This is a genomic window from Clostridium sp. AF36-4 (assembly GCF_003435975.1).
Classification (GTDB): Bacteria; Bacillota; Clostridia; order Lachnospirales; family Lachnospiraceae; genus Eubacterium_F.
The window spans coordinates 93,892-117,157 of record NZ_QTVH01000007.1 but is presented as its reverse complement, the minus strand read 5'-3'; the positions used below and the strand labels follow the sequence as shown (position 1 = coordinate 117,157).

The following is a 23,266-nucleotide window of genomic DNA, read 5'->3' as shown; positions in this document are numbered from 1 at the left end:
CAAAAGAGATAGTGGCATTTAGGAGGCGAGTAAATTATGGGAGAAATATTGATCAATCAATTATTTGCGGGTGCATATTTACAGGAAGGGACTAATATAGGGCATGAGGTGATTAATCTTTTTAGGGATGATAATGATGAAAACTATCTTTATATTACACCTATGGGAAATGTCAAAGGACATAATGTTGATAAAGTACTGTTTGTTCAAAATATTGCGGGTAGAGAAACGATGGAAGTCGTGATGAAGGCAGAAGGACTAAGTAACACATCGGCGGATGATGTTCAGAAGATTTTTTATGCTGGTGTAAATATTACTGATATATTTAATAAAAATCTTTATCATGGTGAGGCTGAGACATCAAAAACAAATAGTATGGCTACATATTGTGCAAAAGATGTTAGGTTTCCTAAAAAAGGTAAAAGAATTATTATTACTGTAGATTCCAGTTATGAGGTTGAGGATGAAAAAAATACGGTTGTAATTCGGTTGGATTTTAATAAGAAGAAAATTGTTGGACAAAGTATGCGGACGTATTTATCAGAAGAATTATATCCTTCAATACACGCAAAGGTAGAAGAACTATTGGCAAATACATCTTTGTGGGAAGAATCTAATAATACGCAGAAAATGATATCAGATGGCTCATATACTAGGACAAATATATCTTTTCTTGAAATTATCAGGAAGGAAAATGATGAGTTGATAATGTCTAATTTATTAGCTTACTATTTCAATTATAGACATGATATGTTTGTTAAATTTGCAGAAGATGTATTAGGAGTTCATGGTTTCGAAAATTCCTTTGAGATTATACGAGAGTCTGTAAAGAATATTGATTTATGGATTCGTGATGAACGCCATGTATTGGTAATTGAAAATAAGATAAAATCGGGTTTTAATGGCAAAACAGATGATGGTAAAAATCAATTGAATAAGTATTATGAATATACAGAGAGATATATAAAGGAAAATGGAATTAATGAGGCGCATTATTTTGTATTTGTTCCTAATTACAATGATTTGTCGATAGATGATCTAATGATTAAAGAAAAGTACAAGATTATATATTATAGTGAAATATATGATTTTTTCAGGGAAAATGCGGCGGAGTATTTAAATGATAAATACTTTTCTGATTTTCTTTGTGGCTTAAGGAATCAGACGATGACGTATTCTGAGTTGCGTTTTAGTATAATGAGAAGTAGATTCCTTGAGAAAATCAACCAAAGATAAAAATTCAAGAAAGATTATTTAGGAGGACACACAACATGTTATACATTATGCGCCACGGAAAAACCGATTGGAATGCATTGCACAAACTTCAGGGAAGAACGGATATCCCATTAAATGACGAAGGAAGATTAATGGCATCCAAAGCACACGAGGAATATAAGTCGTTGAATATCGATGTATGTTATTGTTCTCCGCTGATTCGGGCAGTGGAGACGGCGCAGATTGTGCTGAAAAACAGGGGAATTCCAATTATAACAGATGAACGGCTGGTAGAGATGAGCTTTGGTGATTATGAGGGGATTGAAAATAGCTTTAAAATTCCGGATTGTCCAATTAATCTTATTTTTCGCAAACCGCAGGAATACATAGAATCAATCGGTGGGGCGGAAACCTTTGCAGAGCTTTTTGCGAGAACAGGTTCATTTCTGAAGGAAGTAATAGAGCCTCAATTGCAGGAAGGAAAGGATATTCTTATTGTTGGACATGGTGCGATGAATTCCAGTATTATATGTCAGGTTAAGAATAAGCCAATCGAGGAGTTTTGGAGCGCAGGGCTTGAACAGTGTAAGATTTTACAGTTGTAAATTAAGAGAAATCAGGAAGCCGGAATTAAAAGTTGACAATGTGGTTAGTCTATACTAACTTTGAGCTGACAGAAAAGAGTGGGATTATCATTCGAATAAGATACTGGAGGAAGAGCAATGAAAAAGTTATTTTTTGAAACCGAAAAAGATGGTTTTTATGGAACTTATTATGTAAATCCCAAAGGTTCAGACTGTGCGGTTATTGGATTGTTTGGAGATGACCCCAATGATTATATGGCGAAGTGCGGGGCAAAATGGCTTCATAAAAATGGTGTCAATGTTCTTTGTATGTCGCCGGGAAAGAAAAATTACAGTCATGTAAATTTCCCACTCGAACGTATTGAGACGGCAATCCAGTGGCTGAAAAATAATGGAAATCAAAAAATCGGAATTATGGGAATGAGTACAGCGGGTATGGATGCTCTTGTTGCAGCTTCTTTATTTTCAGATATTACGCTGACATTTGCTCTTACTCCTAGTGATTTTGTATGGCAGGGATTTGAACAGGGAGAAAAGGATGGATGCAAAGAATGGCCGATTCCGGGAGCGTCCACTCTTTCCTGGAAGGGAGAGCCGCTTGCCTATATGCCGTTTATATATGAGCATCCGGTATATTGGCAGAAAATTCAGGAAGAAACAAAAGGTTCCGGTGATATTGAACGCAGCACCTGCCTGTTTATTGACTCTGAAAATGCAAGAGAACATAACGAAGAGGAAATGATTCCGGTTGAGAATATAAAGGGCAGACTGTTTCTTGTAGGAGCTGAGGATGATTCCTTCTGGGAAACAGGAAAATACATCCGCCGCATGGATGAACGGTTAAAAGAGCGCCCGCATACCTGTGAGTATGTGCCGCTCGTGTATGAACACGGAACTCACTTTGTACTGCCGGAATCCCTGCTTCGCAAGGCTTTGCCGGTGGGACTTAAATTTGTGATGCGATTTATTTTCAAAGCGGCAAAAGAATATCCAAATGAGTGTGAAAAAACGCGAAAAGATATTGACAGAAGACTTTCTTCTGCCCTAAAAGAGTGGCGGGAAGAGTAGATTATGAAACTTTTGCAGAAGATATTTGCAGTTAGTTGACCTGATTTGTCAAAAGCATAAATCCAGTCAACCACTTTATAGACAAAAGTTGACTTAAAAATCGCTTTTTGCCAAATAGGTCATCAAAAATGACTCAAGTGAATGACTGGATTTAAGATAATGCAAATTTAGGTCAACAAATATATTGTAAAAGTTGACTTAATTAGAGAAAAAGTAGAAAAAAGTCAAATGGAAGCCGAATTTTGGTTGACCGTTGTTGTAATTTTTATAAAACAGGTCAACGCAGCGTTTACATTTCTTTTTTATCATACGACGGTGCAGCTAAATTACATAATACATAAAAAAAGACGCCCGAAGTCTGGGAAAACTTCGGGCAAACACTAAAGGGATATATGATTAAATTAAACCAGCAAGCTTTGATAATTCGCGGATTGATTCTTTGGAAACTAATTTTCCTTTGTACTCAATCAAATCCTCCTCAGAACCAGTAAAGATATCCTGTTTCTGTCTTTCACATTTTCTTAAAATAATTTTGTCATCTTCAGTATATATTTCCAATAATTCGCGGTCTTTAAATCCTAAAGACTTGCGAAGTTCTTTTGGCAGAGTAATACGTCCGACTGCATCTAATTGTCTTGCAATACCTGTTTCAATCATAGGTTTACTCCTTTGAAAACTTTTTTTAACGTAGTCAACTATAGTACGTTTTTGACATTTTGTCAAGTGATTCGACGATTAAAAGAGTATAAAAAAACAATGAAAAAGAATAGACCTTTTTTATGACACACGGATGCATATAATAATAAGAAAAGGATGCTTTATTTTTTGTCCTAAAAGTGATAAAATGAAAATAATTAATCCGTGAAAGGAGTGTATTTCATGAAAAAAAGTAAAAGGGGATTATGGATTCTTGGATTTTTGTGTGTGATGGTTTCGGGGATTGTGCTGTCAAACAGCAAAAGCCGGGCAAAAATAGTTATCTATCCGACTGTTGCAAGTGGGGAACAAGTTAAGGAAAGTAATAATTGTGTGATTGACTATTCCAACACGGCAGACGGCTATGTGATGGTGAAATTTAAGAAGGCACTGGGACCTACGCTGAAATGCGTCGTTACGACTGGGGGACAGGCGCTGAATGATGGTTACAAATATACACTTTCCGTGAATAAGTATCAGGTTATTCCATTGACGGAAGGAAATACTGCCTATACGATTTATCTGCTTTATGAAGTGGGTGGTCGTTATGCGATGGAGATGACATTGAAAGTAAATGTCGAAATGACCGACCAGTTTGGACCGTATCTGCGTCCGAACCAGTTTGTAAATTACACGAAAAGCACGAAAGTTGTGAAGAAAGCAGCCTCGATTACAAAAAATTGTAAAAACGATTTGGCAAAGGTTAAAAAGGTATACAACTATGTCATTAAAAATTACAAATATGACAAAAAACTTGCCAAGACGGTAAAGCCGGGTTATGTGCCAAATCTGAATAAGATTTATAAGAAGAAAAAAGGAATCTGTTTTGATTATGCGGCTGTTATGACAGCGATGCTGCGCAGCCAGGGAGTTCCGACAAAACTTGTTGTCGGCTATACCGGAAATGCCTATCATGCATGGATTAACGTGTATTCCAAGAAAAAAGGGCGCATTTCCAAAATGATTTACTTTAACGGTAAGAAATGGAAACTGATGGACCCAACATTTGCTTCGACCAGTAAATCGAGTAAGTCCATTATGAAATACATAGGAAATGGTAGAAATTACAAAGAAAAATTGAGTTACTAATCAGGGGAGTGTGTCATGAGTAAGCAAACAGTAAGTAATGAGTATGTTTCTGCTTTTTGTCTGGAAATGTCGCTTTTACTGCATGCCGGCATTGGAATCGAAGATGGATTGTATCTTTTAATTGAGGACGAAAAGGACAAAAAAAGCAAAAAAATGCTGGAGCAGTTAGCGGATTTGGTGACGGAAGGTAAACCGTTTTCCGAAGCAGTTCGGGAGGTTGGTACGTTTCCGAAGTACGTCGGCGATATGATTGAAACCGGTGAGGAGACAGGGCGGTTGGAGCAGTCCTTTCAGGCACTGGCAGATTATTACGACAGGCAGCAGCAGTTGATGTCGCAGATTCGCAGTGCCCTTCTGTATCCGTTTATATTGATGATTTTGATGTTAGTAATTTTAGTTGTGCTGCTTGTCAAGGTGCTGCCGATTTTCAATCAGGTCTATGAGCAGCTTGGCGGTACGATGGGCGGCACGGCGAAGCTTTTACTGCGGTTTGGCGACTGGCTCGGAAGTATCATGCCGGTGTTGTGCGGTATCATATTTGTCATTGTTTTAGTGGCAGCAGTGATTGCCTGCAGCAAGAGGGCAAGAGGCTTTTTTGTGAAACTGTATAAAAAAGTTTTCGGCGGACACGGAATTGTGCGCCGGATGGGTGAAGCAAGATTTGCGTCAGCGATGGCGATGGGAATGATGAGTGGATTAAATACCGAAGATGCATTCCGTACAGCGATGCTTTTTCAGGACGTAAATCAAAAGACGAAGAAGCGTTATGAGAAATGCCTTGGGATGCTGGAAGTGGGCGAGCCAATGGCGAAGTCATTCCGAGAAAATGAAGTGTTGGAAGCGTCATTTTGCCGGATTTTAGATTTGGGTGCCAAAAGTGGTACATCTGATACGGCAATGGCAGAAATTTCACGGCGTATGGACGACAGAGTGCAGTTGGAAATTGCACGAAAAGTTGGAAAGATTGAGCCTACGATTGTCATTATTACTTCAATTCTTGTAGGAATTGTTTTGATAACCGTGATGTTACCGTTGATTCATATCATGTCTTCGATTGGATAGGATGGATGAAAATGATGAAGCAGAGAAGTTTTTTAATTATAAAAATTGTATTGCTGACAGCGGTGATTGGCGGACTGCTTTATGCGATGAACGCGGGGGCGGCAAGGCTGAATCAGGGGCAGGAGGCAGAGAGCATGAAACAACTCGAAAACTCCATTCGTAAGGCAACAATGACCTGCTATGCGACAGAAGGTGTATATCCGCCTACCCTTGAATATTTAAAGAAAAATTACGGAATCCAGATTGATGAAAGCCGTTTTACCGTCTTTTATGAAGTATTTGCCAAAAATTTGATGCCGGAAATTACAGTAATGGAAAATCAGGAGCGGGTCGATTAGCAATGAAGAGAAGCAGCCAGAGACATAGTATTGAAAATGTATTTGTTCTTGTATTGTTTGCTATCTTTGCCATGACAATTGTGGCAGTTCTAGCATTGGGAGCAAATCAATATAAAAGTTTGGTCGAGCGTGATAATAATGCATACAACAAAAGAATTATCACGTCTTATGTGTCTGCCCAGATTCGTGGTTATGACAGAGCAGATGCCGTAAAAGTGGGCGGATTTGCTTCGCCGGATGTGGATGATGAGGTAAATACGCTGCATCTTTTGGAAACAATCGATGGCATTCGGTATGATTTGAAAATTTATTATTATCAGGGTAAGGTGTATGAGTTGTTTGCCGCTGAGGAATCCGAGATGAAGCCGGAAGATGGTGTGGCGATTATGGATGCGAAAGATTTGCATTTTGAAAAGAAAGGAAGTCTCATACGAATTACATCCAAAGATAGCGAAGGACGTGAGAATGAGACAACCGTTTCTCTGCGAAGTGAAGAAAGCGGGGTGGCATTGTGAATTATGAAAGAAGCAAAGCTCCGTTAGCGCTGATGGAGCAGATTATTATGATTTTAGTGTTTGCGCTGGCGGCAGCCGTGTGTTTGCAGGCATTTGTCTATGCAAATGGGTTGTCTGGGCGTGGTGAAAAAGAAAATATTGCGGCAGCCCATGCACAGGAAGTAATAGAGATGTGCAAAGCGTGTGCCGGCGACTGGCAGAAAGTAGTAGGGGAGATGCCCGGTCAGATTGAGGGAGATACTCTGGAAATTCCTTTTGAGCAGGACCATATGACGGTCCAAATGATAAAGACGGATACAGATGAGTATTTGACAAATGCAAAGGTTACCGTTTTTGATGAAGATAAGGAAGAAATTTATCATGTTGCGGCGGCTTGGCAGAGAGGGGGCACATCATGAAAAAACGAAAGCTCTCATTCACAAGCGTTGGCGGCAGTTCGATTCTGACGATTTTTGCCGTGTTATGTTTTTTGGTATTTGCGCTTTTGTCACTGTCGACGGCAAAAGCAAACTATAACCTGTCGGAAAAATCCGTAAAAGCGGTGAGTAATTACTATGCGGCAGATACGAAAGCAGAAGAGATATATTCACAGATTCGGGCAGGTAATATGCCGGATGGTGTGAAACAGAAAGGAAATACTTATACGTACACTTGTATAATTGATGATAAACAAAAATTGTTTATTGAAATCAAAAAACAAAAAGAAAAATTTCATGTAGTAAAGTGGGAGAAGCAGTATACCGGTGAGTGGAAACCGGACGATACCATCGATGTTTGGGATGGAATGGAACAAATGCTTCCAGACTAAAGAAAGAGAGAAAAGATATGGAACGTTTAGTGGAAATATTAAGAAAAGCGGTCTCTGACGGAGCATCGGATATTTTTATTGTTGCCGGTGGTGCATTGAGTTATAAGGTGGATGGCGAAATTCGTCCAATGGAAGCTTCGGCGGAGCGTCTGATGCCGGATGACACAAAGGTGCTTTTAGATGAAATCTATGAGTGCGCCAGCCGGGAGAAAACACATTTTTTAGAAGAGGGAGATGATGATTTTTCCTTTGCCATTGAGGACTTGGCGAGATTTCGTGTCAATTCATATTTCCAACGTGGCTCACAGGCGGCGGTTATCCGTGTTGTTTCGTTCCGGATTCCGGATTACAAGGACCTGGGAATTCCGGAAGAGGTAATTGCTCTGTCGAAACTACAGCACGGCATGATTATTATTTCAGGAACGGCTGGAAGCGGGAAATCGACGACACAAGCATGTATTATCGATGCGATTAACAAAGAGCGGGAAGCACATATTATTACGTTGGAAGACCCGATTGAGTATTTGCACCGAAACCAGAAATCGTTAATTAGCCAGCGTGAAATTGCAATTGATACCGAGAATTATCTAACCGGACTTCGTGCATGTCTGCGTCAGGCGCCGGATGTCATTCTGTTAGGGGAAATGCGCGATGCGGAAACGATTCGCACGGCGATGACAGCAGCGGAAACCGGACATCTTGTTATTGCAACACTGCACACCAAGGGAGCGGTAAATACGATTGATCGAATTGTGGACTCCTTCCCGGCAGATCAGCAGGATCAGATTAAAATCCAGTTATCACTTGTGTTAGACTGCATCGTTTCCCAGCAGCTACTGCAGAGAGAAGGCGGCGGCATGATTCCTGCGGTGGAAATTATGAAAATTGTGCCGGCGATTCAGAACATGATTCGAGACAGCAAAAACTATCAGATTGATAATGTCATTCAGACGTCCGGAGAATTGGGGATGGTTTCAATGGATCAGTACATTTTGAAACTGTACCGGAAAGGCGAAATCAGCGAAGAAACCGCACTTTTATCCGCCATTAATCCGGAACAGTTAAAGAGAAAATTAAGCCGGTAATTATTTTACAGTATTTGGAAGGACGAAACGTACTACAAAGATTTCGTCCTTTGGCTCAAAGGAAATAACACCCTTTGCCTTGTCAACGATGAGGCGGGCAGACTGGGTACCGATACCCATACCGGAATGTTTTGTTGAGAAGAACCGATTCGCTTTTTGGATTGGTTCTTTTTTGCAGCTATTTTCAATCATTGCAACAATGTTGTTTTTCTGTGGCTGAATCTGGACGCGGATATACGCATTTTCCGGTGTCTGGCTTGCGGCCTCCCATGCATTTTCCAAAAGATTACCAAACAAAATCGAAAAGTCAGTGTCGGGAATCGACAGTGTTTGCGGAAGATTTGCCAGACATTCAAAAGCTACGTCGTTGTTTTTGCAGAGTGTTTGATAGTATTGTAAAATCGCATCCGCGAGCATATTACGGCATAATACGATACGTCCTTTCTGCTCCCTCTGCTCTGCGTATTGTGCCAAGTATTCCAGTGCTTTTTCGCGCTCATTATTTTGCAGATAGGTTGTGACAGTCTGCATATGGTGACGGTGGTCGTGGCGCAGGCGAATTGATTCGTCAATGCGTTCCGTAAGTTCCTGATAGTGCGCCTTCTGAATTTCAATCTGTTTTGCAAGATAATGAGTTTCTTCCTCCAACAAAAGTTTTGCGCGGTAGGTCTTCGATAAATCCTGCCACAATTCATAGCCGATAGAAATGACTAACAGAAAAGTGCCAATTTCCTGAAACCAGCCGCCGTAAATCGGTTCGTAGCCCGGATACATGCGGTCAGCAGTCAGGGAGGCGGCAAACAAAACCGTACCAATTAAGAGAATTGGTGACGTGTGTAATTCTTTCTGATACGAATAATATGCCTGAAATAAAAGCAAAAGGGCGCAGCCCGCTTTGTATAAAAACAAAAATTCAGAATATATTTTGGCAAAGTGTGTGCTGCCGTGTAAAAACAGAGTGAATACAAGCGACAAAACAACACAGCTGCCAAAGATAAGCGTTTCGTGCCGAATTAATTTCTTGGGGAGATTTAATATCGTTCCCTGCAGCAAAACCATGCATGGATACATGGCGGTTAAGCAGGCAATTTCCAGTGGATACCACGGAAAAACAGAATAACTGCCGTAAGAAAATAGAACCGGATACAAGGAGATAACAAAAAACAAACCACACAAAATAGTAAAAATCAGCGCATTTTTATGTTTTAGCCGGCAGAAAAAGAACAGTGAGCAGGCAGAAAAAAGAAAAATGGCTGCAAGCGTAATGCCAGAGATGAAAAGTCTTGTGGAAAGATATTTCTGGATGGCAGTAACTGTTCCAAAGGCCGGTGGATAGGTAATGCCACTGTAAATATGCGAATAATTGGTGGCAATAATTGTGATATGAACGGTTCCGGAGGCGGTAAAAGAAATTTCTTTATTGCCAATTAAATCTTTATAATGCGCCAGGTCTGGATTTCCCTGCGAGCAGACTTTTTCCTCGTTTAGGTAGAGTGTGTAAGCGGAAAAAATTTCCGGCAGATACAAAGAATATGTCCGTGCCGTGTCTGGGAGAGACAGTGTTAAGCGGTAGGTGGCAGTGCCATTCGATGCCTCGGAAGTACTGCCAAGACTGAAATTGCCAAATGAGCCAAGGGTTAAAAAAGTGCCTCCCGTTACTTTTTTTTCATTAAAATCGGAAGGCGTATATTGTTTGCCCGGGAAAAAATTCCACTGATGGGCAAGGAAAATTACGGAATCCCCGGATAAGTCGGAATCGGAACAAAACATGACACCGCCTATTGGGTAAACCGGATTATTTTCATATTTATTGTTGTAATAGAATAGAAAATGCGCAAGCAGCAGAAAGGAGGCAAAAGGAAGAAACAAAGCAAGAAATAGTTTGATAAAGCGAGGTTTCATCTTAATGTTTCCTTTCTTTTTTGTGGTAGACAAAGCAGCCGGTCGAAATCAGAACTAACATAATGGCGCCTATAATTACAAGACGAGGCACGCGGTTTCTTTTGACCGGAAGATTTTGTTTGGCAGAGCCCGGGGGCTTGTAAACGCCGGTTTTGTCAATGGTGCGCATTTTGTTCTCCTGCTTCCAGGTAAGCCGGCTGTTTGGAATATTCGTCAACACTTTACCTGCGGCACGAACTGCAAGAGTTACCTCTTTATCGGAACCGGGAACGATACTTACCATCAGTACTTCATTATCTTTAAGATTCAGTGATAAAAGATAATTCGTCGGAATTTCAAGCGTAATATTATCATAAGTAAACGGAACATAGTTTGGATTTGATTCCGCAATCAGACGAAGTCGTTTTCCGGATAGAGAAATACGGTTTGAGCCAACCTGTTCTATTGTCTTTTTCTCGCTGGCATGGGAAGTGGTGGCACTGTCTGCCGTATCTTTTTTCATTGATGTAGTTGTATTGGTATTTGAACCGGATTTTTCTGTACTGCTTGTAATGCCGGTAATCATTCCCTCTGATTTCTGGGCAGAGGAAGAATTCTTCTTTTTTTTCGTGCGCGTTGTTTCTTTTTTGGGAATGGAAGAAACAGACGTTGTTGGAATTATAATTGCCGCTGTGGCAGTTGGTTTTGGCACGGCTGTGTGGTGTGTAGTCTGCCCGCTGTCCGGTGTCGATACCGGTGAAGTAATTTCAAACGGGTCTTCCGAGGAAAAATCGCCACCGTCACGGTCACCCTCAATTGGTTTCGAGCGAACGAGTTCACCTTTCTGCTCCAGACAAAGAATATTGGAGGTAAGATTTTCGTTGGTTAATTTTATATATAAATAGCCATCTTCCTCAAAAAAAGCAGATGATAACATGACGCCATCCGGTGTTGTATTGAAATTTTCCGAAGATGTAATTGTTGTCCATTCGGCTTTGTTTAGTTGAGATTGAGTAAGGGCGGTTTTGGATTTTACATAGGCCCCTTCTATTGTGGAAAAATCCTTAAAATGATGCACAAAACTCAGCGTTGTGTGGTGGAACGATGTAAAGGTTGAAAAAATTTCAAACTTTTCCGGGTCAGAGATACAGACCGGAATGGTATAGGTTTCCGAATAGTTCTCTGCCAGTTGGAACATTTCTTTGTTATATTGCAAAGTCATAGTCATTTCATAGATGCCTTCTTTTTGCACATCAACCGAGTGAATGTCATAAGATGGTATCAGTTCCGTGCTCTCGTTTTCATCTTCACAGACGGCGTAGAGAGGGCAATTACTGTAAGTCTGAATGGTTTCCTGAAAATGGTGAGAGCCAACCGGAAACATGAGGGGAGCAGATGCAAGATCCAGATCATAAATTTCTGTAATAACTAATTTGTCCTGTGTGGATGCCCACGCAAAAGAGACATTCCCCAAAAGTGAACTGAGAATGCCAAGAATTAGTAAATAAACAACCATTTTCAATCTGCGCATAAAAAATATCCTTTCCCGCTACTGATTCAACGAAAAATCCAAAAAAGTCTTTTTTGCCTGCGATAGATTCCGCCGGCTAATTGGTACTTCCTCTCCATTATTGAGAACGAAGTGATCTTTTTCTAATTCACTCACATGCTGTAAATTCACGATAATGCCTTTGGAACAAAGGAAAAACCGGGAATCACTAAGGAGTGGAGCGACTGTTTTTTGAAAATTAATGGCGGAAGACTGTTTTAGCACCTTTTTTTCTAAATGAACTTCTGTCTGGCGCATCACCGATGATAAATAGTACAAATCCGAATAAGGAATGTACAGCGGTGTCCGCTCTACCATAAGTGGAAGCTTCCTTGCTTCCCCACGAAATTTGCGTAAAAAGGGATTTAATGTATCTTCCAACTTGTCGTAAGTAAGTGGCTTAAGCAAATAACGAAAAGCCCCTACTTCGTATCCTTCGAGTGCATATTCGCGGCTGGACGTTAAAAAAATAATTGTGCAGTCGCAGCCTGCTTCTAATAATTTGTGTGCCGCGTCCATACCGGTAATCTCATCCATGAAAATATCGAGAAAGACAAGGTCAAAGGAATGGTGAGAAAGCCCTGCCAAAAAAAGTTCACCCGACTGAAACGGGTAAATCGTAATACTGATTCCGCTTATATCGAAATAACGTATTAGCAATTCCTGTAGTAATTGGCGGTCGCTTTCTGAGTCATCTACAATTGCGATATTCATTGCTGCCTCCTATCATTTTGCGACATTTACCTATATAAAATTTTAACAAATTCATAAGGAAGGGTCAAGCAATTTTTCACCCTTTGCCCACAATTCTGCAAGGTTTGTTGCAGGATTTAGAAAGAGCCGATACAATGAAGAAATGAGCAGAAAGGAGAAATTTTAAGATGGAGATAAAAAAATATCAAAAATGGACGGCGCTTGTTCTGGTTTTGTGTATGTTATTTTCAATGACCGGCTGCGCGGACGAAGAGAAAGAAGCGAAACAGAGTTTCAGTAAGGAGGATACTTGGGTTGTTTATTGGTATCTGTGTGGTAGCGATTTGGAGAGCAATTACGGTGCAGCAACAGCAGATCTAAATGAAATGATGCAGGTTAAGCTTCCGGAAAACGTAAAAGTGGTAATTCAGACGGGTGGTGCGTCAAAGTGGCAGAATGATCAGGTAAAAACCGACCGGATTCAGCGTTATGAGTACAGTGGAGATACACTTACTTTAAAAGATGAAACTGAGCAGGCAAGCATGGGTGATCCGGAGACGTTAAAGGGATTCCTCAATTATGCAGAGGAAAACTATCCGGCAGACCATAAGATGTTGTTGTTCTGGAATCATGGTGGTGGAAGTGTAAGCGGTGTATCTTTTGATGAAAATTATGAAATGGATTCGTTGGTATTAGACGAACTTTCCGCTGTTATGAAAGATGTCTACGGTGACAAAAAGCCGTTTGAGGTTGTTGGTTTTGATACCTGCCTGATGGCAACGGTAGATACAGCGAATGTATTCCAGAATTATGCGTCCTACATGGTAGCGTCTGAGGAGACAGAGCCGGGAAATGGATGGCTGTACAGCGGATGGCTTTCTAAACTTGCAAAAAATCCGGCTATGAACGGTGCCGAACTTGGTAAAGAAATCTGCGACAGTTTTAAACAAGGTTGTAAACAAGCAGGAACGGATGCGGAAATTACACTTTCCGTAACCGATTTGTCCAAGACACCGGCAATAATTGAGGCCCTGCAGAATATGGGTAAGGTCGTTTTGAAAAAAGCAGAAAAAGATTCTTCTGTATGCGCGGAATTTGCCAGAAGTGCCACGAAGGCAGAAAATTATGGTGGTAACAATGACAAAGAAGGATACACAAACATGGTTGACTTAGGGCATTTGGCACAGAATGCAGAAGGGTTGATTGGTGAGAGCAAAGCGCAGATTGAAAAAGCACTTTCCGATGCGATTGTTTATAAAATAAATGGAGACTACCGCCGTCATGCAAGCGGACTTTCGGTTTATTATTCCTATGACGGCGACCAGGAATCAGCAGCCCGTTACCAGCAGATTGCCGCAGAGAATATTTATTCTTCCTTTGTCAATTATTCCATCGGTGCCAATATATCCGATGAGGCATTGAGCGAAAGTGGTGTCGGCGAAGTACAGGAAGTAAGCGGATTTGACGGTGACCTTGAGATGTCAATTAATGAAAATGATTACATCCAGTTGAACATTGACCCGGCAAAATTAGATAGTATTCAGAGCATTGCTTTCAATTTTGCTTATATCAGTGACGACGGAAAAGCAATTGTCTTTTTGGGAAAAGATAACGACTTAGAGTGCGACTGGGAAAAAGGTGTATTCCAGGATAACTTCCGTGGTGTCTGGGGCTCCATCAATGACAGAGAATGTTACATGGAGTTAGTTTATGAGGGCGATGATTATAATTTGTATACAGTTCCGATTAAATTAAATGGAGAAGACAGTTATTTAAGTGTTGCCTATGATTATGAGGCAAAAGACTTCTATATTCTTGGTGCGACTTCCGGTGTGGATGAGTCCGGACAGGCGGGAAAAGATATGCGGCCATTGGAAAAGGGCGATAAAGTAGCTATTGTCTATTACGCACAGAGCATGGAAGGAAATGATGAGGTTCAGGAAATGCCGGATGAGGAATTTAGCTGGAAAGAAAGTTACCAGTTTAAGGAAAAAGATTTGCCGGATGGAAAATATGCCTTTACTTATGAAGTAACGGATATTACCGGTAAGAGCACGATGTCGGACGTTGCCTTCCTGAATTTGAAAAATGGCGAGATTAAGCCGGAGTTATAAAAGAAATTTATAAAAAATGCAGAGACTTTACCGTTTCTGCATTTTTTTTACCGTTTTGACAGAAAGCGTAGGATTTATCCGCAAAGTATGATATTTTGGGAGCACGGAATCTTTTGAGGAGGGGTTTTATGCGAATTTATTTATGTGATGAATCCGCAAAAGAGCGGTCAGCGATAAAAAAGTGCGTAGATAAATATCTGCGTGGCAATTATCAGGTAAGCATAAAGGAATTCAGCTCGGTCGAAAATATGTTATCCGAACTTCCGATAAACAAACCGAGTCTTATGATTGTGAACCTTCCGGAGCAAAAGATAAAAGACCCTGTGATTGTACAAAAACTTCAGGGGAGAAAGAGTAATCAGAAGATGATTATGACAGCAGCATCTGAATGCTATGCAATGGATGCCTTTTCCGTATATGCCGATGGCTTTTTGATAAAGCCGTTTGTGCAGCAGCAGGTTGATTGTGCGCTGAACCGTTTTCAGAATATGTTTTATCAAATGAAAAAAAACATATCATTTATGGTAGACCGCACAATGAAAAGATTTTGCTTAGACGAAATCATTTACATGGAAACATGTGGGCATGCGACGATGATACATACGCTGCATGGGGATTTTCGGACAAATTGTTCGCTCACGAGGGCAAAAGAAAAAATGCCGGATGGCGGTGATTTTGTTACCTGCGGGAAAAGTTATTACATCAATGCGGGCTATATTAAAGATGTTACCAAAACAGAAATTATTTTACGGGGAGGTGAACAAATCTTTATTCCGATACGATTACAAAAGGAATTATGCTTGTTGTGGCAAATGAAAGTAAATAACAATATTTAATAAAAAATTAAAATTTGGAGGATTTAGAAAATGAAAAAGATTGTATCAGCAGTATTAGTATTTGTAATGATGTTAAGTTTGGCAGGATGTGGTATTTCTTATGACGACATCAAAGGTGATTGGACAGCAAAGACAATCAATGGTATGACGATTGATGAATATGCAGCATCCCTTGGCGTTGACCCTAGTCAGGCAACTGTAAATGTAAATATTACAGAAGATGATAAAATGACAATGGTAACTGCAAACGGTGAGACAAAATTTGATTATGAGAGACGTTCTGACGGAATTGAAGTTAAAATGGAAGGTAAAGATGAAATTTACATGTCCATGGCATATGACAAAGACAAGAAGACGCTCACATACAAATTAGATTTGGGAAATGGACAGACAATGGAAGTTGTTTTGGAAAAGGGAAAAGCTGATATGACACCTGTTCAGCAGGACGCTCAGACTCAGACTGACGGAGCTGTTGAAGAAGGAGCTACTGAAGCTGCACAGTAGGGAATATGATGAAAAAATGGGACAAATGGATAACGTTAGCACCAATTGCTTTGGTGCTTGCGTTTCTGCCCCTTGTTGTAGGCAGGATAAACAGTAAAACATACACAGAGAATGAACCGTGGCTTCCCGCAAATGCGGTTGAGTCAGATTTCTTTTTGTATGGTAAATTGTTTGTCCTGTTTTTTTGCTGCCTTTTTATGATTGTGATTTTGGCTCGTATGCGCTTTTGGTGGCAGATTCACGAGATGCCAAAATATCTTCTTCTACCTATATTATATGGTGGTTTTGCAATTGCATCTTCTCTGCATGCAAATCATCTTTTTCTGAGTGTGCGGGGGATGACCGGCAATATGCAGGGGCTTTTCGTAATACTTTCGTATCTGGTTGTGTTCTTTTACAGTTTTTTTTGGGTGAAAAAAACAGGGAATATTTCTATATTGATAAAAATCCTTGGTGTCTCAATTGGAATCCTTGGCGTGATTGGCATTTCGCAGTTCTTTGGATTTGATTTATTGTCAATGGGCTTTGTGAAAGAGTTTCTAGGTGGGAGAAAGGCGAGAGTTTCACATTTTATATATTTAACTTTGTACCATTGGAACTATGTGGGGAGCTATGTAGCGCTTCTTCTGCCGGTGACGGTGGCAATGATTGTTTATTTCCATGAGGCGGGTAAAAAGCGGGAGAGAACCTTTTGGTTCGTGCTTTTTTATCTGCTGATTTTCTGCCTTTTTGGTTCCCAGTCGCGGACCGGCACGCTTGCGGTACTGGTTTCGTTTTGTATTGGCGGCGTAAAATATCGGAATAAAGTCTGTCAGTACAAAAGGACAATTCTATGCGTCTTTGTTTCTGTGCTTGCAATTTTATTTTTCTGCAACTGGTACATCACAGGGGATATTTTTGGAAAATGGCAGCAGGTTCGGTTTTCTACCAAGGGAAGTAAAAAGTTATCTTATATTGAAACGAAGGATGACCATGTGAAAATCCGCTATAAAAAGAAAAATTATTCTTTTGTCATAGAGGGAAGCGGTGAAAATATCACGCTTAAAAAGACACCGGATAGAAAGTGGAAAGCATTTTCATTTGAAAAGAAAGCATTTGCGGACGGTGAAAAGACCGTTTATGGCTATGAAATGAAGTACAAAAAGAGTGTCTGGCGGTTTACCAATCAGCGTGGGGATGGGAAGTATTATTATCTCAATGCAAACGGAAAATGGGATTTGTGTATTCGCGCCGAAACGGCACTGCCATCGTGGATGAATGAGGTGGCATCGCTTCGAGGTTTTGTGTGGTCAAGAACGATACCGCTGTTAAAAGATTATGTGCTGCTTGGCGCGGGGCCCGACCAGTTTGGTTTTGTGTTCCCGCATAATGATTATGTTGCCAGATATCAGTATGATTTGTTGACAACTTATTATAAGAAGCCACATAATTATTATCTTCAGATGGGAATTGAGACAGGGTGCCTCTCGCTTGTTCTGATGCTTGCATTTTTTGTGATTTTTTTAAAGCGTGGCTTTGCGGCAGCCAAAGGAAAGTGCCATACGCAAAAAGAGTATTTTATACGGGCAATTTTGATTTCTGTATTAGGATATCTCTTTGCCGGGATGTTTAATGATTCTATGGTAGTAACAGCGCCTGTGTTTTGGTGTCTGTTAGGACTGGGAGCGGGTGGAATGGGTGATAGAGTTAGGAATACAATAAGTTAGACTTACCTAAAAAAGGAAAAACCACAAACCAGCGAGAAACATAATTCGTGAAGCGAATTCTCTGTTTCGAGTCGGTTTGCAGTTTTTCCTTTTTTATCGTAAGAATAGCCGTATTATTTATCCTCTCAGCGCCTCATCAATTGCCTTAGCGGCAGCTTTTCCTGCACCCATGGCAAGGATTACGGTTGCGGCACCTGTTACGGCGTCACCACCGGCGTATACATTATCACGGGTTGTTAAACCGGATTCATCCTTTGTGATTAAGCATCCGCGGTTATTTGCTTCCAGACCAGGAGTTGTGGAGCGAATCAATGGGTTTGGACTTGTACCAATGGACATGATTACGCTGTCAACATCAAGAACAAATTCGCTGTCAGGTTTTTCAACCGGACGACGGCGTCCGCTTTCATCCGGTTCGCCAAGTTCCATCTCAACACATTTCATGCCACATACCATACCCTCGTCATTGCCAAGGATTTCAACCGGGTTATTTAATGTCTTAAAGATGATTCCCTCTTCTTCTGCATGTTCAACTTCTTCTTTACGGGCAGGAAGTTCTTCCATACCACGGCGGTATACAATGTAAACTTCTTCTGCACCAAGACGTTTTGCACTGCGGGCAGCATCCATAGCTACGTTACCGCCACCGACAACAGCGACTTTCTTTGCGTGCTGGATTGGTGTTTTGCTTCCGTCGCGGTAAGCTTTCATCAAGTTGATACGAGTCAGGAATTCGTTTGCAGAATAAACACCTTTCAAACTTTCACCTGGGATGTTCATAAAACGAGGAAGTCCTGCACCGGAACCAACGAAGATTGCTTCGTTACCCATTTCGAAAATTTCATCGATGGTTAATACTTTACCAATTACCATATTGGTTTCTACATCAACACCGATTGCTTTTAAGTTATCAATTTCCTTCTGCACAATTGCTTTTGGAAGACGGAATTCCGGAATACCATAAACCAAAACGCCGCCGGCAAGGTGAAGTGCTTCAAAAATTGTTACTTTGTATCCTAATTTAGCCAAATCACCGGCAACGGTAAGACCACTTGGGCCGGCACCGATAACAGCAACTTTGTGACCGTTTGGCTCCGGTTTAACCGGTGCGTCTGTGCAGTGCTCTCTGTGGTAGTCAGCAACGAAACGCTCCAATCGTCCGATACCAACCGGCTCGCCTTTGATGCCGCGGACACATTTGCCTTCGCACTGATTTTCCTGTGGGCATACACGGCCGCAGACAGCAGGAAGGGAAGTGGATTCCGAAAGAATCGCAAAAGCACCTTCAATATCTTCATTTGCTACGCGCTCAATAAATGCCGGAATGTTAATCTGAACCGGGCAGGCGCTGACGCAAGGTTTGTTTTTACAGTTTAAGCAGCGACGAGCTTCGTTTACTGCCATATCATAGGTGTAGCCAAGAGCTACTTCGTCAAAGTTTTTATTACGGACATCCGGGTCTTGTACCGGCATTGGGCATTTATTCATATCCATATTTCTCTCTGCCATGATTAATTTTCCCCTTTCTTGAGTAGATTGCAATATTCATCGCGGGCGTGTGTCTCAAATTCTTTGTACATTGTTCCACGATGCATTGCTTCATCGAAATCAACGAGGTGTCCATCGAAATCCGGACCGTCTACGCAAGCAAATTTGGTTTCGCCGCCAACTGTCAGACGACAGCCGCCGCACATACCGGTTCCGTCAATCATAATCGGGTTCATGCTGACAACGGTTTTGATGTCATATTTTTTAGTTGTCAGGCATACAAATTTCATCATAATCAATGGTCCGATGGCAATGACTTCATCGTATTCATTTCCATCCTGAATTAATTTTTCCAATGCGTCTGTTACCAGACCTTTTTCGCCATAACTTCCGTCATCGGTCATCATGACGAGTTTGTCACTGGCTGCTTTGAATTCGTCTTCGAGAATTACTAAGTCTTGATTACGGAATCCAACGATGGCGTGAACTTCAGCGCCCATCTGGTGCAGTTTCTTTGTAATCGGGTAAGCAATGGCACAGCCAACACCACCGCCGACAACTGCTACTTTTTTCAATCCTTCTGTGTGTGTAGGAACACCAAGCGGGCCTACAAAGTCGTGAATGTATTCACCTTCTTTTAAGGTGTCTAATTCCATTGTACCGGCACCAACAATCTGATAAATAATGGTAACGGTTCCAGCCTCGCGGTCAAAATCCGCGATTGTCAAAGGAATTCTCTCGCTATCTTCTTTTGCGCGGAAGATAATAAACTGTCCCGGCTCTGCTTTTTTTGCAATTAATGGAGCCTCTACTGTGATTTTACTGACAGTAGGATTCAGGGACTTTTTTTCAACAATTTTGAACATAAACAAAATCCTCCATTCATCTGTGTACATAAGTCAACATAATTCTATCATATTATAAGGGTAAATTCAAACGGATTCTTCTGGAAGTGTAAAAAATATATTAAATATCACGATTTTGCGTTGTTTTTCTTGACAATAGAGAAAGCGTGATGTATTGTTTACAATATGATGTGGTTTTGAAAACTACATGGAACATAAAAACAATTTGCAGGATTTGATATAGGAGGAACGCAAATGGCATTTTCAAAAGGCGATATTGCAGCACCATTTATTCAGGTTAAGGAAGATGAAAACGGTGTTTTGCAGGACATTAAATTTGTAAATGATGATAATTTTAACTTTGCTTATGATGTGGTAGATAAGATGGCAAAGAAAGATCCGGACAAAGTAGCAATGCTTCACATTTCAAAGGATGGAAAGGAACGCTCCTTTACCTTTTATGATATGGCACGTTATTCTTCTAAGGTAGCAAACTATCTTCAGTTTTTAGGAATTAAAAAAGGCGACCGCGTAATGCTCGTTTTAAAACGCCACTACCAGTTCTGGTTTGCGATTTTGGCACTGCACAAGATTGGTGCAGTAGCAATTCCGGCAACAAATCTTTTACTGAAATCCGATTTTGAATATCGTTTTAAAGCCGGTAATGTAGATGCGATTCTTTGTACGGCAGACGGCCCGGTTTCACGCGAAGTGGATAAGGCGTGCCGCAGCTACAAAAATCTGAAAGTGAAAATCATGGTTGGTGCCAGCCGCAAAGGATGGCGCAGCTTTAACAAGGAAGTAAAATATTTTTCAAGTCATTTCCGCAGACCACATGGTGAGAATGCAATCCATGGTGATGACCCATCGATTATGTTCTTTACTTCCGGTACGACTTCGTATCCGAAAATTACAACCCATAACTTTAAGTATCCTTTGGGACACTATGTGACAGCGAAATACTGGCATCAGGTTGACCCGGACGGCATCCATTTTGCTATTTCCGATACCGGCTGGGGAAAAGCTTTGTGGGGTAAAATTTATGGTCAGTGGCTGTGCGAGGCATGTATTTTTACCTATGATTTTGATAATTTCGATGCAAAAGAAATTCTTCATATGATTGAGAAATACAAAATTACAACATTCTGTGCACCGCCAACGGTTTACCGTGTAATGGTACATTTGAAATTAGACCAGTACGATTTGTCTTCTTTGCAGAATGTAACAACAGCAGGCGAAGCACTGAATCCGGAAATCTTTGAGAAATTTAAGGCAAAAACCGGACTTACACTGATGGAGGGATTTGGACAGACCGAGACAACATTGACAATTGGTAACCTTGTTGGTACAACACCGAAACCGGGTTCCATGGGTGTGCCGACACCACAGTATGATGTACAGATTATGCTGCCGGATGGAACACTTGCCGGTCCGGAAGAAGAGGGTGAAATTGTTATCTGCACAGAAGATGGTGCGCCAAATGGTTTGTTTATGGAATATTACGGTGACGAGGAAAAAACACAGAATGCATGGCATGATGGTTATTATCACACAGGTGACACGGCTTACTTTGATGAGGATGGTTATCTGTGGTATGTTGGCCGTACCGATGATGTAATTAAGTCCAGCGGCTATCGTATCGGACCATTTGAAATTGAGAATGAAATTATGAAACTTCCATACGTTTTGGAGTGTGCCGTTACTTCCGTGCCGGACCCAATCCGCGGTCAGGCAATCAAGGCAAGTATCGTTCTTGCCAACGGTGAAGAGGGAACGGATAAACTGCGGAGTGAGATTATGAAATCCTTGAAAAAGAATATTGCGTCATATAAATGGCCAAAAATACTTGACTTTACGAAGGAATTGCCTAAAACTATAAGTGGTAAGATTCGTAGAAAAGAAATCAAGGAGAATGACTGGAATGAAAATGAAGACAACGAATAGTCGGCTTGTCATCACCGGAATGGGTGCTGTGACACCGATTGGAATTGGCGTAGAGAATTATTGGAAAAATCTTGTGGCCGGAAAATGCGGTGTGGAAGCGATTACCCGCTTTGACACTGAAGAACTGCCGGTAAAAATTGCGGCTGAAGTCAAAGATTTTAATGCGGAAGACTTTATGCCAAAGAAACTGACGCGTGAAATGGACGTGTTTATGCAGTATGGTTATGCAGCAGCGATGGAAGCAATCGCGGATGCCGGAGAGGAAATTACTGTACCGGAGCGCATGGGTATTGTTGTTGGTACGGCACTTGGCGGTATCTCTCCGATTGCAGAGGTGCAGGATGGATTAAGCAAGGGAGAGCATAAAAAAGTCAGCCCGCGCTTTGTGCCGAAAATTATCGGCAATGAGGCAGCAGCCCAGGTGGCAATTGCAAAAGGCTATCGTGGTCCAAGTCTGACGGTGAGCACAGCATGTTCTTCCGGTGGTGACGCAATCAGTACCGCCTGCATGTTAATCATGTCCGGACAGGCAGACGCCGTTCTTGCGATGGGAACGGAATCCGCATTATCCCCATTGTTTATTCAGGGATTGGCTTCGGCACATGCGTTGTCCACCAATAACGAGAATCCGCAGCAGGCGAGCCGCCCGTTTGATAAAGACCGTGATGGTTTTGTCATTGGAGAAGGCGGCGGTGCGCTGATTATTGAAACGGAAGAAAATGCAAAAAAACGCGGCGCTAAAATTTATGCAGAACTTGCAGGATTTTCCAACTGCACCGACGGCTACCATGTAACGAGCCCGCATCCGGAAGGAATTGGTGCGGTATTCTGCATGGAAAAAGCAATCGAGCATGCAGGTATTACAAAAGAATCCGTAGATTATATTAATACACATGGAACTTCCACCGGTATGGGTGACCCAATTGAAACGAATGCGATTGCAGAACTTTTTTCAGAGCATGCTGGCGAAATGGCAGTGACTTCCACAAAAGGTGCAACCGGACATATGATGGGTGCCGGCGGTATTACCGAGGCGATTACATGTATCCAGTGTATTCGCACCGGCGTCGTTCCACCAACATTAAATCTGGATGAATTGGATGAAAAATGTGCTTCATTGAATTATGTGCCACATAAAGCAATTGAAAAAGAGGTTCGTGTGGCAATGAGTAATTCGTTTGGATTTGGCGGACAGAATTCAAGTGTGATTTTTTGCCGCTACGAGTGATGTAGTACAATTAAGTTA

Annotated in this window: 22 protein-coding genes; 16 read left to right on the top strand and 6 right to left on the bottom strand. The window is 41.3% G+C overall.

Annotated features, from left to right (window positions below; translation table 11 throughout):
• The first annotated feature begins 36 nt into the window (after nt 1–36).
• The 3 genes from DW005_RS05625 (at nt 37) to DW005_RS05615 (ending at nt 2,867) form a co-directional block, all read left to right on the top strand.
• Nucleotides 37–1,236, top strand: a complete 1,200-nt coding sequence (locus tag DW005_RS05625) for a PD-(D/E)XK nuclease family protein (RefSeq protein WP_117478515.1) — start codon at nt 37–39, stop codon at nt 1,234–1,236.
• A 35-nt stretch (nt 1,237–1,271) separates the two neighbouring features.
• Nucleotides 1,272–1,820, top strand: coding sequence for a histidine phosphatase family protein (locus tag DW005_RS05620; RefSeq protein WP_117478514.1), 549 nt, complete (start codon nt 1,272–1,274; stop codon nt 1,818–1,820).
• A gap of 117 nt (nt 1,821–1,937) precedes the next feature.
• Nucleotides 1,938–2,867 (top strand): acyl-CoA thioester hydrolase/BAAT C-terminal domain-containing protein, encoded by a 930-nt coding sequence (locus tag DW005_RS05615; protein ID WP_117478513.1) that lies wholly within the window; start codon nt 1,938–1,940, stop codon nt 2,865–2,867.
• 396 nt (nt 2,868–3,263) lie between these two features.
• Here DW005_RS05615 and DW005_RS05610 read toward each other — a convergent pair whose 3' ends face one another.
• Nucleotides 3,264–3,524 carry an AbrB/MazE/SpoVT family DNA-binding domain-containing protein gene (locus DW005_RS05610; protein ID WP_022377665.1) on the bottom strand — a complete coding sequence of 87 codons (261 nt, stop codon included), beginning with the start codon at nt 3,522–3,524 and terminating at the stop codon, nt 3,264–3,266.
• Between the two features lie 222 nt (nt 3,525–3,746).
• Here DW005_RS05610 and DW005_RS05605 point away from each other — a divergent pair, with 222 nt between their 5' ends.
• The 7 genes from DW005_RS05605 to DW005_RS05575 are packed head-to-tail and all read left to right on the top strand — an operon-like array spanning nt 3,747 to nt 8,460.
• On the top strand, nt 3,747–4,652 hold the full coding sequence (locus tag DW005_RS05605) for a transglutaminase-like domain-containing protein (protein WP_117478512.1): 906 nt from the start codon (nt 3,747–3,749) through the stop codon (nt 4,650–4,652).
• A gap of 15 nt (nt 4,653–4,667) precedes the next feature.
• Nucleotides 4,668–5,714 (top strand): type II secretion system F family protein, encoded by a 1,047-nt coding sequence (locus DW005_RS05600; protein WP_117478511.1) that lies wholly within the window; start codon nt 4,668–4,670, stop codon nt 5,712–5,714.
• A gap of 11 nt (nt 5,715–5,725) precedes the next feature.
• On the top strand, nt 5,726–6,052 hold the full coding sequence (locus DW005_RS05595; protein ID WP_117478510.1) for a hypothetical protein: 327 nt from the start codon (nt 5,726–5,728) through the stop codon (nt 6,050–6,052).
• A 2-nt stretch (nt 6,053–6,054) separates the two neighbouring features.
• Complete coding sequence (locus DW005_RS05590; RefSeq protein ID WP_022377661.1) at nt 6,055–6,567, top strand: DUF4860 domain-containing protein; 513 nt, start codon at nt 6,055–6,057, stop codon at nt 6,565–6,567.
• The gene (locus DW005_RS05585; protein WP_117478509.1) at nt 6,564–6,965 is read left to right on the top strand and encodes a hypothetical protein; all 402 of its coding nucleotides are present in this window, start codon (nt 6,564–6,566) and stop codon (nt 6,963–6,965) included. Before DW005_RS05590 ends, DW005_RS05585 begins: the two co-directional genes overlap by 4 nt.
• A complete protein-coding gene (locus tag DW005_RS05580) occupies nt 6,962–7,375 on the top strand; it encodes a hypothetical protein (RefSeq protein WP_117478508.1) in 414 nt (137 codons plus the stop codon). Before DW005_RS05585 ends, DW005_RS05580 begins: the two co-directional genes overlap by 4 nt.
• A 17-nt stretch (nt 7,376–7,392) precedes the next feature.
• Nucleotides 7,393–8,460 carry a PilT/PilU family type 4a pilus ATPase gene (locus DW005_RS05575; RefSeq protein WP_117478507.1) on the top strand — a complete coding sequence of 356 codons (1,068 nt, stop codon included), beginning with the start codon at nt 7,393–7,395 and terminating at the stop codon, nt 8,458–8,460.
• Here DW005_RS05575 and DW005_RS05570 read toward each other — a convergent pair whose 3' ends face one another.
• The 3 genes from DW005_RS05570 to DW005_RS05560 are packed head-to-tail and all read right to left on the bottom strand — an operon-like array spanning nt 8,461 to nt 12,604.
• Nucleotides 8,461–10,362 carry a GHKL domain-containing protein gene (locus DW005_RS05570; RefSeq protein WP_117478506.1) on the bottom strand — a complete coding sequence of 634 codons (1,902 nt, stop codon included), beginning with the start codon at nt 10,360–10,362 and terminating at the stop codon, nt 8,461–8,463.
• 1 nt (nt 10,363) lies between these two features.
• Nucleotides 10,364–11,872, bottom strand: coding sequence for a hypothetical protein (locus DW005_RS05565; RefSeq protein ID WP_117478505.1), 1,509 nt, complete (start codon nt 11,870–11,872; stop codon nt 10,364–10,366).
• Between the two features lie 18 nt (nt 11,873–11,890).
• Nucleotides 11,891–12,604, bottom strand: coding sequence for a LytTR family DNA-binding domain-containing protein (locus DW005_RS05560; protein ID WP_117478504.1), 714 nt, complete (start codon nt 12,602–12,604; stop codon nt 11,891–11,893).
• Between the two features lie 167 nt (nt 12,605–12,771).
• Between DW005_RS05560 and DW005_RS05555 the strand changes: the two genes are divergently transcribed.
• The 4 genes from DW005_RS05555 (at nt 12,772) to DW005_RS05540 (ending at nt 17,743) form a co-directional block, all read left to right on the top strand.
• Entirely contained in the window at nt 12,772–14,697 is a 1,926-nt protein-coding gene (locus DW005_RS05555; RefSeq protein WP_117478503.1) for a clostripain-related cysteine peptidase, read from the top strand.
• Between the two features lie 128 nt (nt 14,698–14,825).
• The gene (locus tag DW005_RS05550; protein ID WP_117478502.1) at nt 14,826–15,533 is read left to right on the top strand and encodes a response regulator transcription factor; all 708 of its coding nucleotides are present in this window, start codon (nt 14,826–14,828) and stop codon (nt 15,531–15,533) included.
• A 30-nt stretch (nt 15,534–15,563) separates the two neighbouring features.
• On the top strand, nt 15,564–16,037 hold the full coding sequence (locus DW005_RS05545) for a hypothetical protein (protein ID WP_117478501.1): 474 nt from the start codon (nt 15,564–15,566) through the stop codon (nt 16,035–16,037).
• A 5-nt stretch (nt 16,038–16,042) separates the two neighbouring features.
• Entirely contained in the window at nt 16,043–17,743 is a 1,701-nt protein-coding gene (locus tag DW005_RS05540; RefSeq protein ID WP_117478500.1) for an O-antigen ligase family protein, read from the top strand.
• Nucleotides 17,744–17,860: 117 nt separating this feature from the next.
• Here DW005_RS05540 and gltA read toward each other — a convergent pair whose 3' ends face one another.
• A complete protein-coding gene (gltA, locus tag DW005_RS05535; RefSeq protein ID WP_022376538.1) occupies nt 17,861–19,252 on the bottom strand; it encodes an NADPH-dependent glutamate synthase in 1,392 nt (463 codons plus the stop codon).
• 2 nt (nt 19,253–19,254) lie between these two features.
• Complete coding sequence (locus tag DW005_RS05530) at nt 19,255–20,097, bottom strand: sulfide/dihydroorotate dehydrogenase-like FAD/NAD-binding protein (protein ID WP_117478499.1); 843 nt, start codon at nt 20,095–20,097, stop codon at nt 19,255–19,257.
• Between the two features lie 234 nt (nt 20,098–20,331).
• On the opposite strand from DW005_RS05530, the gene DW005_RS05525 reads away from it, so the two are divergent.
• Both DW005_RS05525 and fabF read left to right on the top strand, forming a co-directional pair.
• Nucleotides 20,332–22,020, top strand: coding sequence for an AMP-binding protein (locus DW005_RS05525; RefSeq protein ID WP_022376536.1), 1,689 nt, complete (start codon nt 20,332–20,334; stop codon nt 22,018–22,020).
• Nucleotides 21,998–23,248: a beta-ketoacyl-ACP synthase II gene (gene fabF / locus DW005_RS05520; protein WP_242989372.1), complete on the top strand. Its 1,251-nt coding sequence runs from the start codon at nt 21,998–22,000 to the stop codon at nt 23,246–23,248. The genes DW005_RS05525 and fabF overlap by 23 nt, the downstream gene beginning before the upstream one ends.
• Nucleotides 23,249–23,266 lie beyond the last annotated feature (18 nt).

What these genes read in the sequence shown, in the direction of transcription:
- DW005_RS05625 (WP_117478515.1), top strand. Translation starts at nt 37, where the DNA reads ATGGGAGAAATATTGATCAATCAATTATTTGCGGGTGCATATTTACAG.
- DW005_RS05620 (WP_117478514.1), top strand. Translation starts at nt 1,272, where the DNA reads ATGTTATACATTATGCGCCACGGAAAAACCGATTGGAATGCATTGCAC.
- DW005_RS05615 (WP_117478513.1), top strand. Translation starts at nt 1,938, where the DNA reads ATGAAAAAGTTATTTTTTGAAACCGAAAAAGATGGTTTTTATGGAACT.
- DW005_RS05610 (WP_022377665.1), bottom strand. Translation starts at nt 3,524, where the DNA reads ATGATTGAAACAGGTATTGCAAGACAATTAGATGCAGTCGGACGTATT.
- DW005_RS05605 (WP_117478512.1), top strand. Translation starts at nt 3,747, where the DNA reads ATGAAAAAAAGTAAAAGGGGATTATGGATTCTTGGATTTTTGTGTGTG.
- DW005_RS05600 (WP_117478511.1), top strand. Translation starts at nt 4,668, where the DNA reads ATGAGTAAGCAAACAGTAAGTAATGAGTATGTTTCTGCTTTTTGTCTG.
- DW005_RS05595 (WP_117478510.1), top strand. Translation starts at nt 5,726, where the DNA reads ATGATGAAGCAGAGAAGTTTTTTAATTATAAAAATTGTATTGCTGACA.
- DW005_RS05590 (WP_022377661.1), top strand. Translation starts at nt 6,055, where the DNA reads ATGAAGAGAAGCAGCCAGAGACATAGTATTGAAAATGTATTTGTTCTT.
- DW005_RS05580 (WP_117478508.1), top strand. Translation starts at nt 6,962, where the DNA reads ATGAAAAAACGAAAGCTCTCATTCACAAGCGTTGGCGGCAGTTCGATT.
- DW005_RS05575 (WP_117478507.1), top strand. Translation starts at nt 7,393, where the DNA reads ATGGAACGTTTAGTGGAAATATTAAGAAAAGCGGTCTCTGACGGAGCA.
- DW005_RS05570 (WP_117478506.1), bottom strand. Translation starts at nt 10,362, where the DNA reads ATGAAACCTCGCTTTATCAAACTATTTCTTGCTTTGTTTCTTCCTTTT.
- DW005_RS05565 (WP_117478505.1), bottom strand. Translation starts at nt 11,872, where the DNA reads ATGCGCAGATTGAAAATGGTTGTTTATTTACTAATTCTTGGCATTCTC.
- DW005_RS05560 (WP_117478504.1), bottom strand. Translation starts at nt 12,604, where the DNA reads ATGAATATCGCAATTGTAGATGACTCAGAAAGCGACCGCCAATTACTA.
- DW005_RS05555 (WP_117478503.1), top strand. Translation starts at nt 12,772, where the DNA reads ATGGAGATAAAAAAATATCAAAAATGGACGGCGCTTGTTCTGGTTTTG.
- DW005_RS05550 (WP_117478502.1), top strand. Translation starts at nt 14,826, where the DNA reads ATGCGAATTTATTTATGTGATGAATCCGCAAAAGAGCGGTCAGCGATA.
- DW005_RS05545 (WP_117478501.1), top strand. Translation starts at nt 15,564, where the DNA reads ATGAAAAAGATTGTATCAGCAGTATTAGTATTTGTAATGATGTTAAGT.
- DW005_RS05540 (WP_117478500.1), top strand. Translation starts at nt 16,043, where the DNA reads ATGATGAAAAAATGGGACAAATGGATAACGTTAGCACCAATTGCTTTG.
- gltA (WP_022376538.1), bottom strand. Translation starts at nt 19,252, where the DNA reads ATGGCAGAGAGAAATATGGATATGAATAAATGCCCAATGCCGGTACAA.
- DW005_RS05530 (WP_117478499.1), bottom strand. Translation starts at nt 20,097, where the DNA reads ATGTTCAAAATTGTTGAAAAAAAGTCCCTGAATCCTACTGTCAGTAAA.
- DW005_RS05525 (WP_022376536.1), top strand. Translation starts at nt 20,332, where the DNA reads ATGGCATTTTCAAAAGGCGATATTGCAGCACCATTTATTCAGGTTAAG.
- fabF (WP_242989372.1), top strand. Translation starts at nt 21,998, where the DNA reads ATGAAAATGAAGACAACGAATAGTCGGCTTGTCATCACCGGAATGGGT.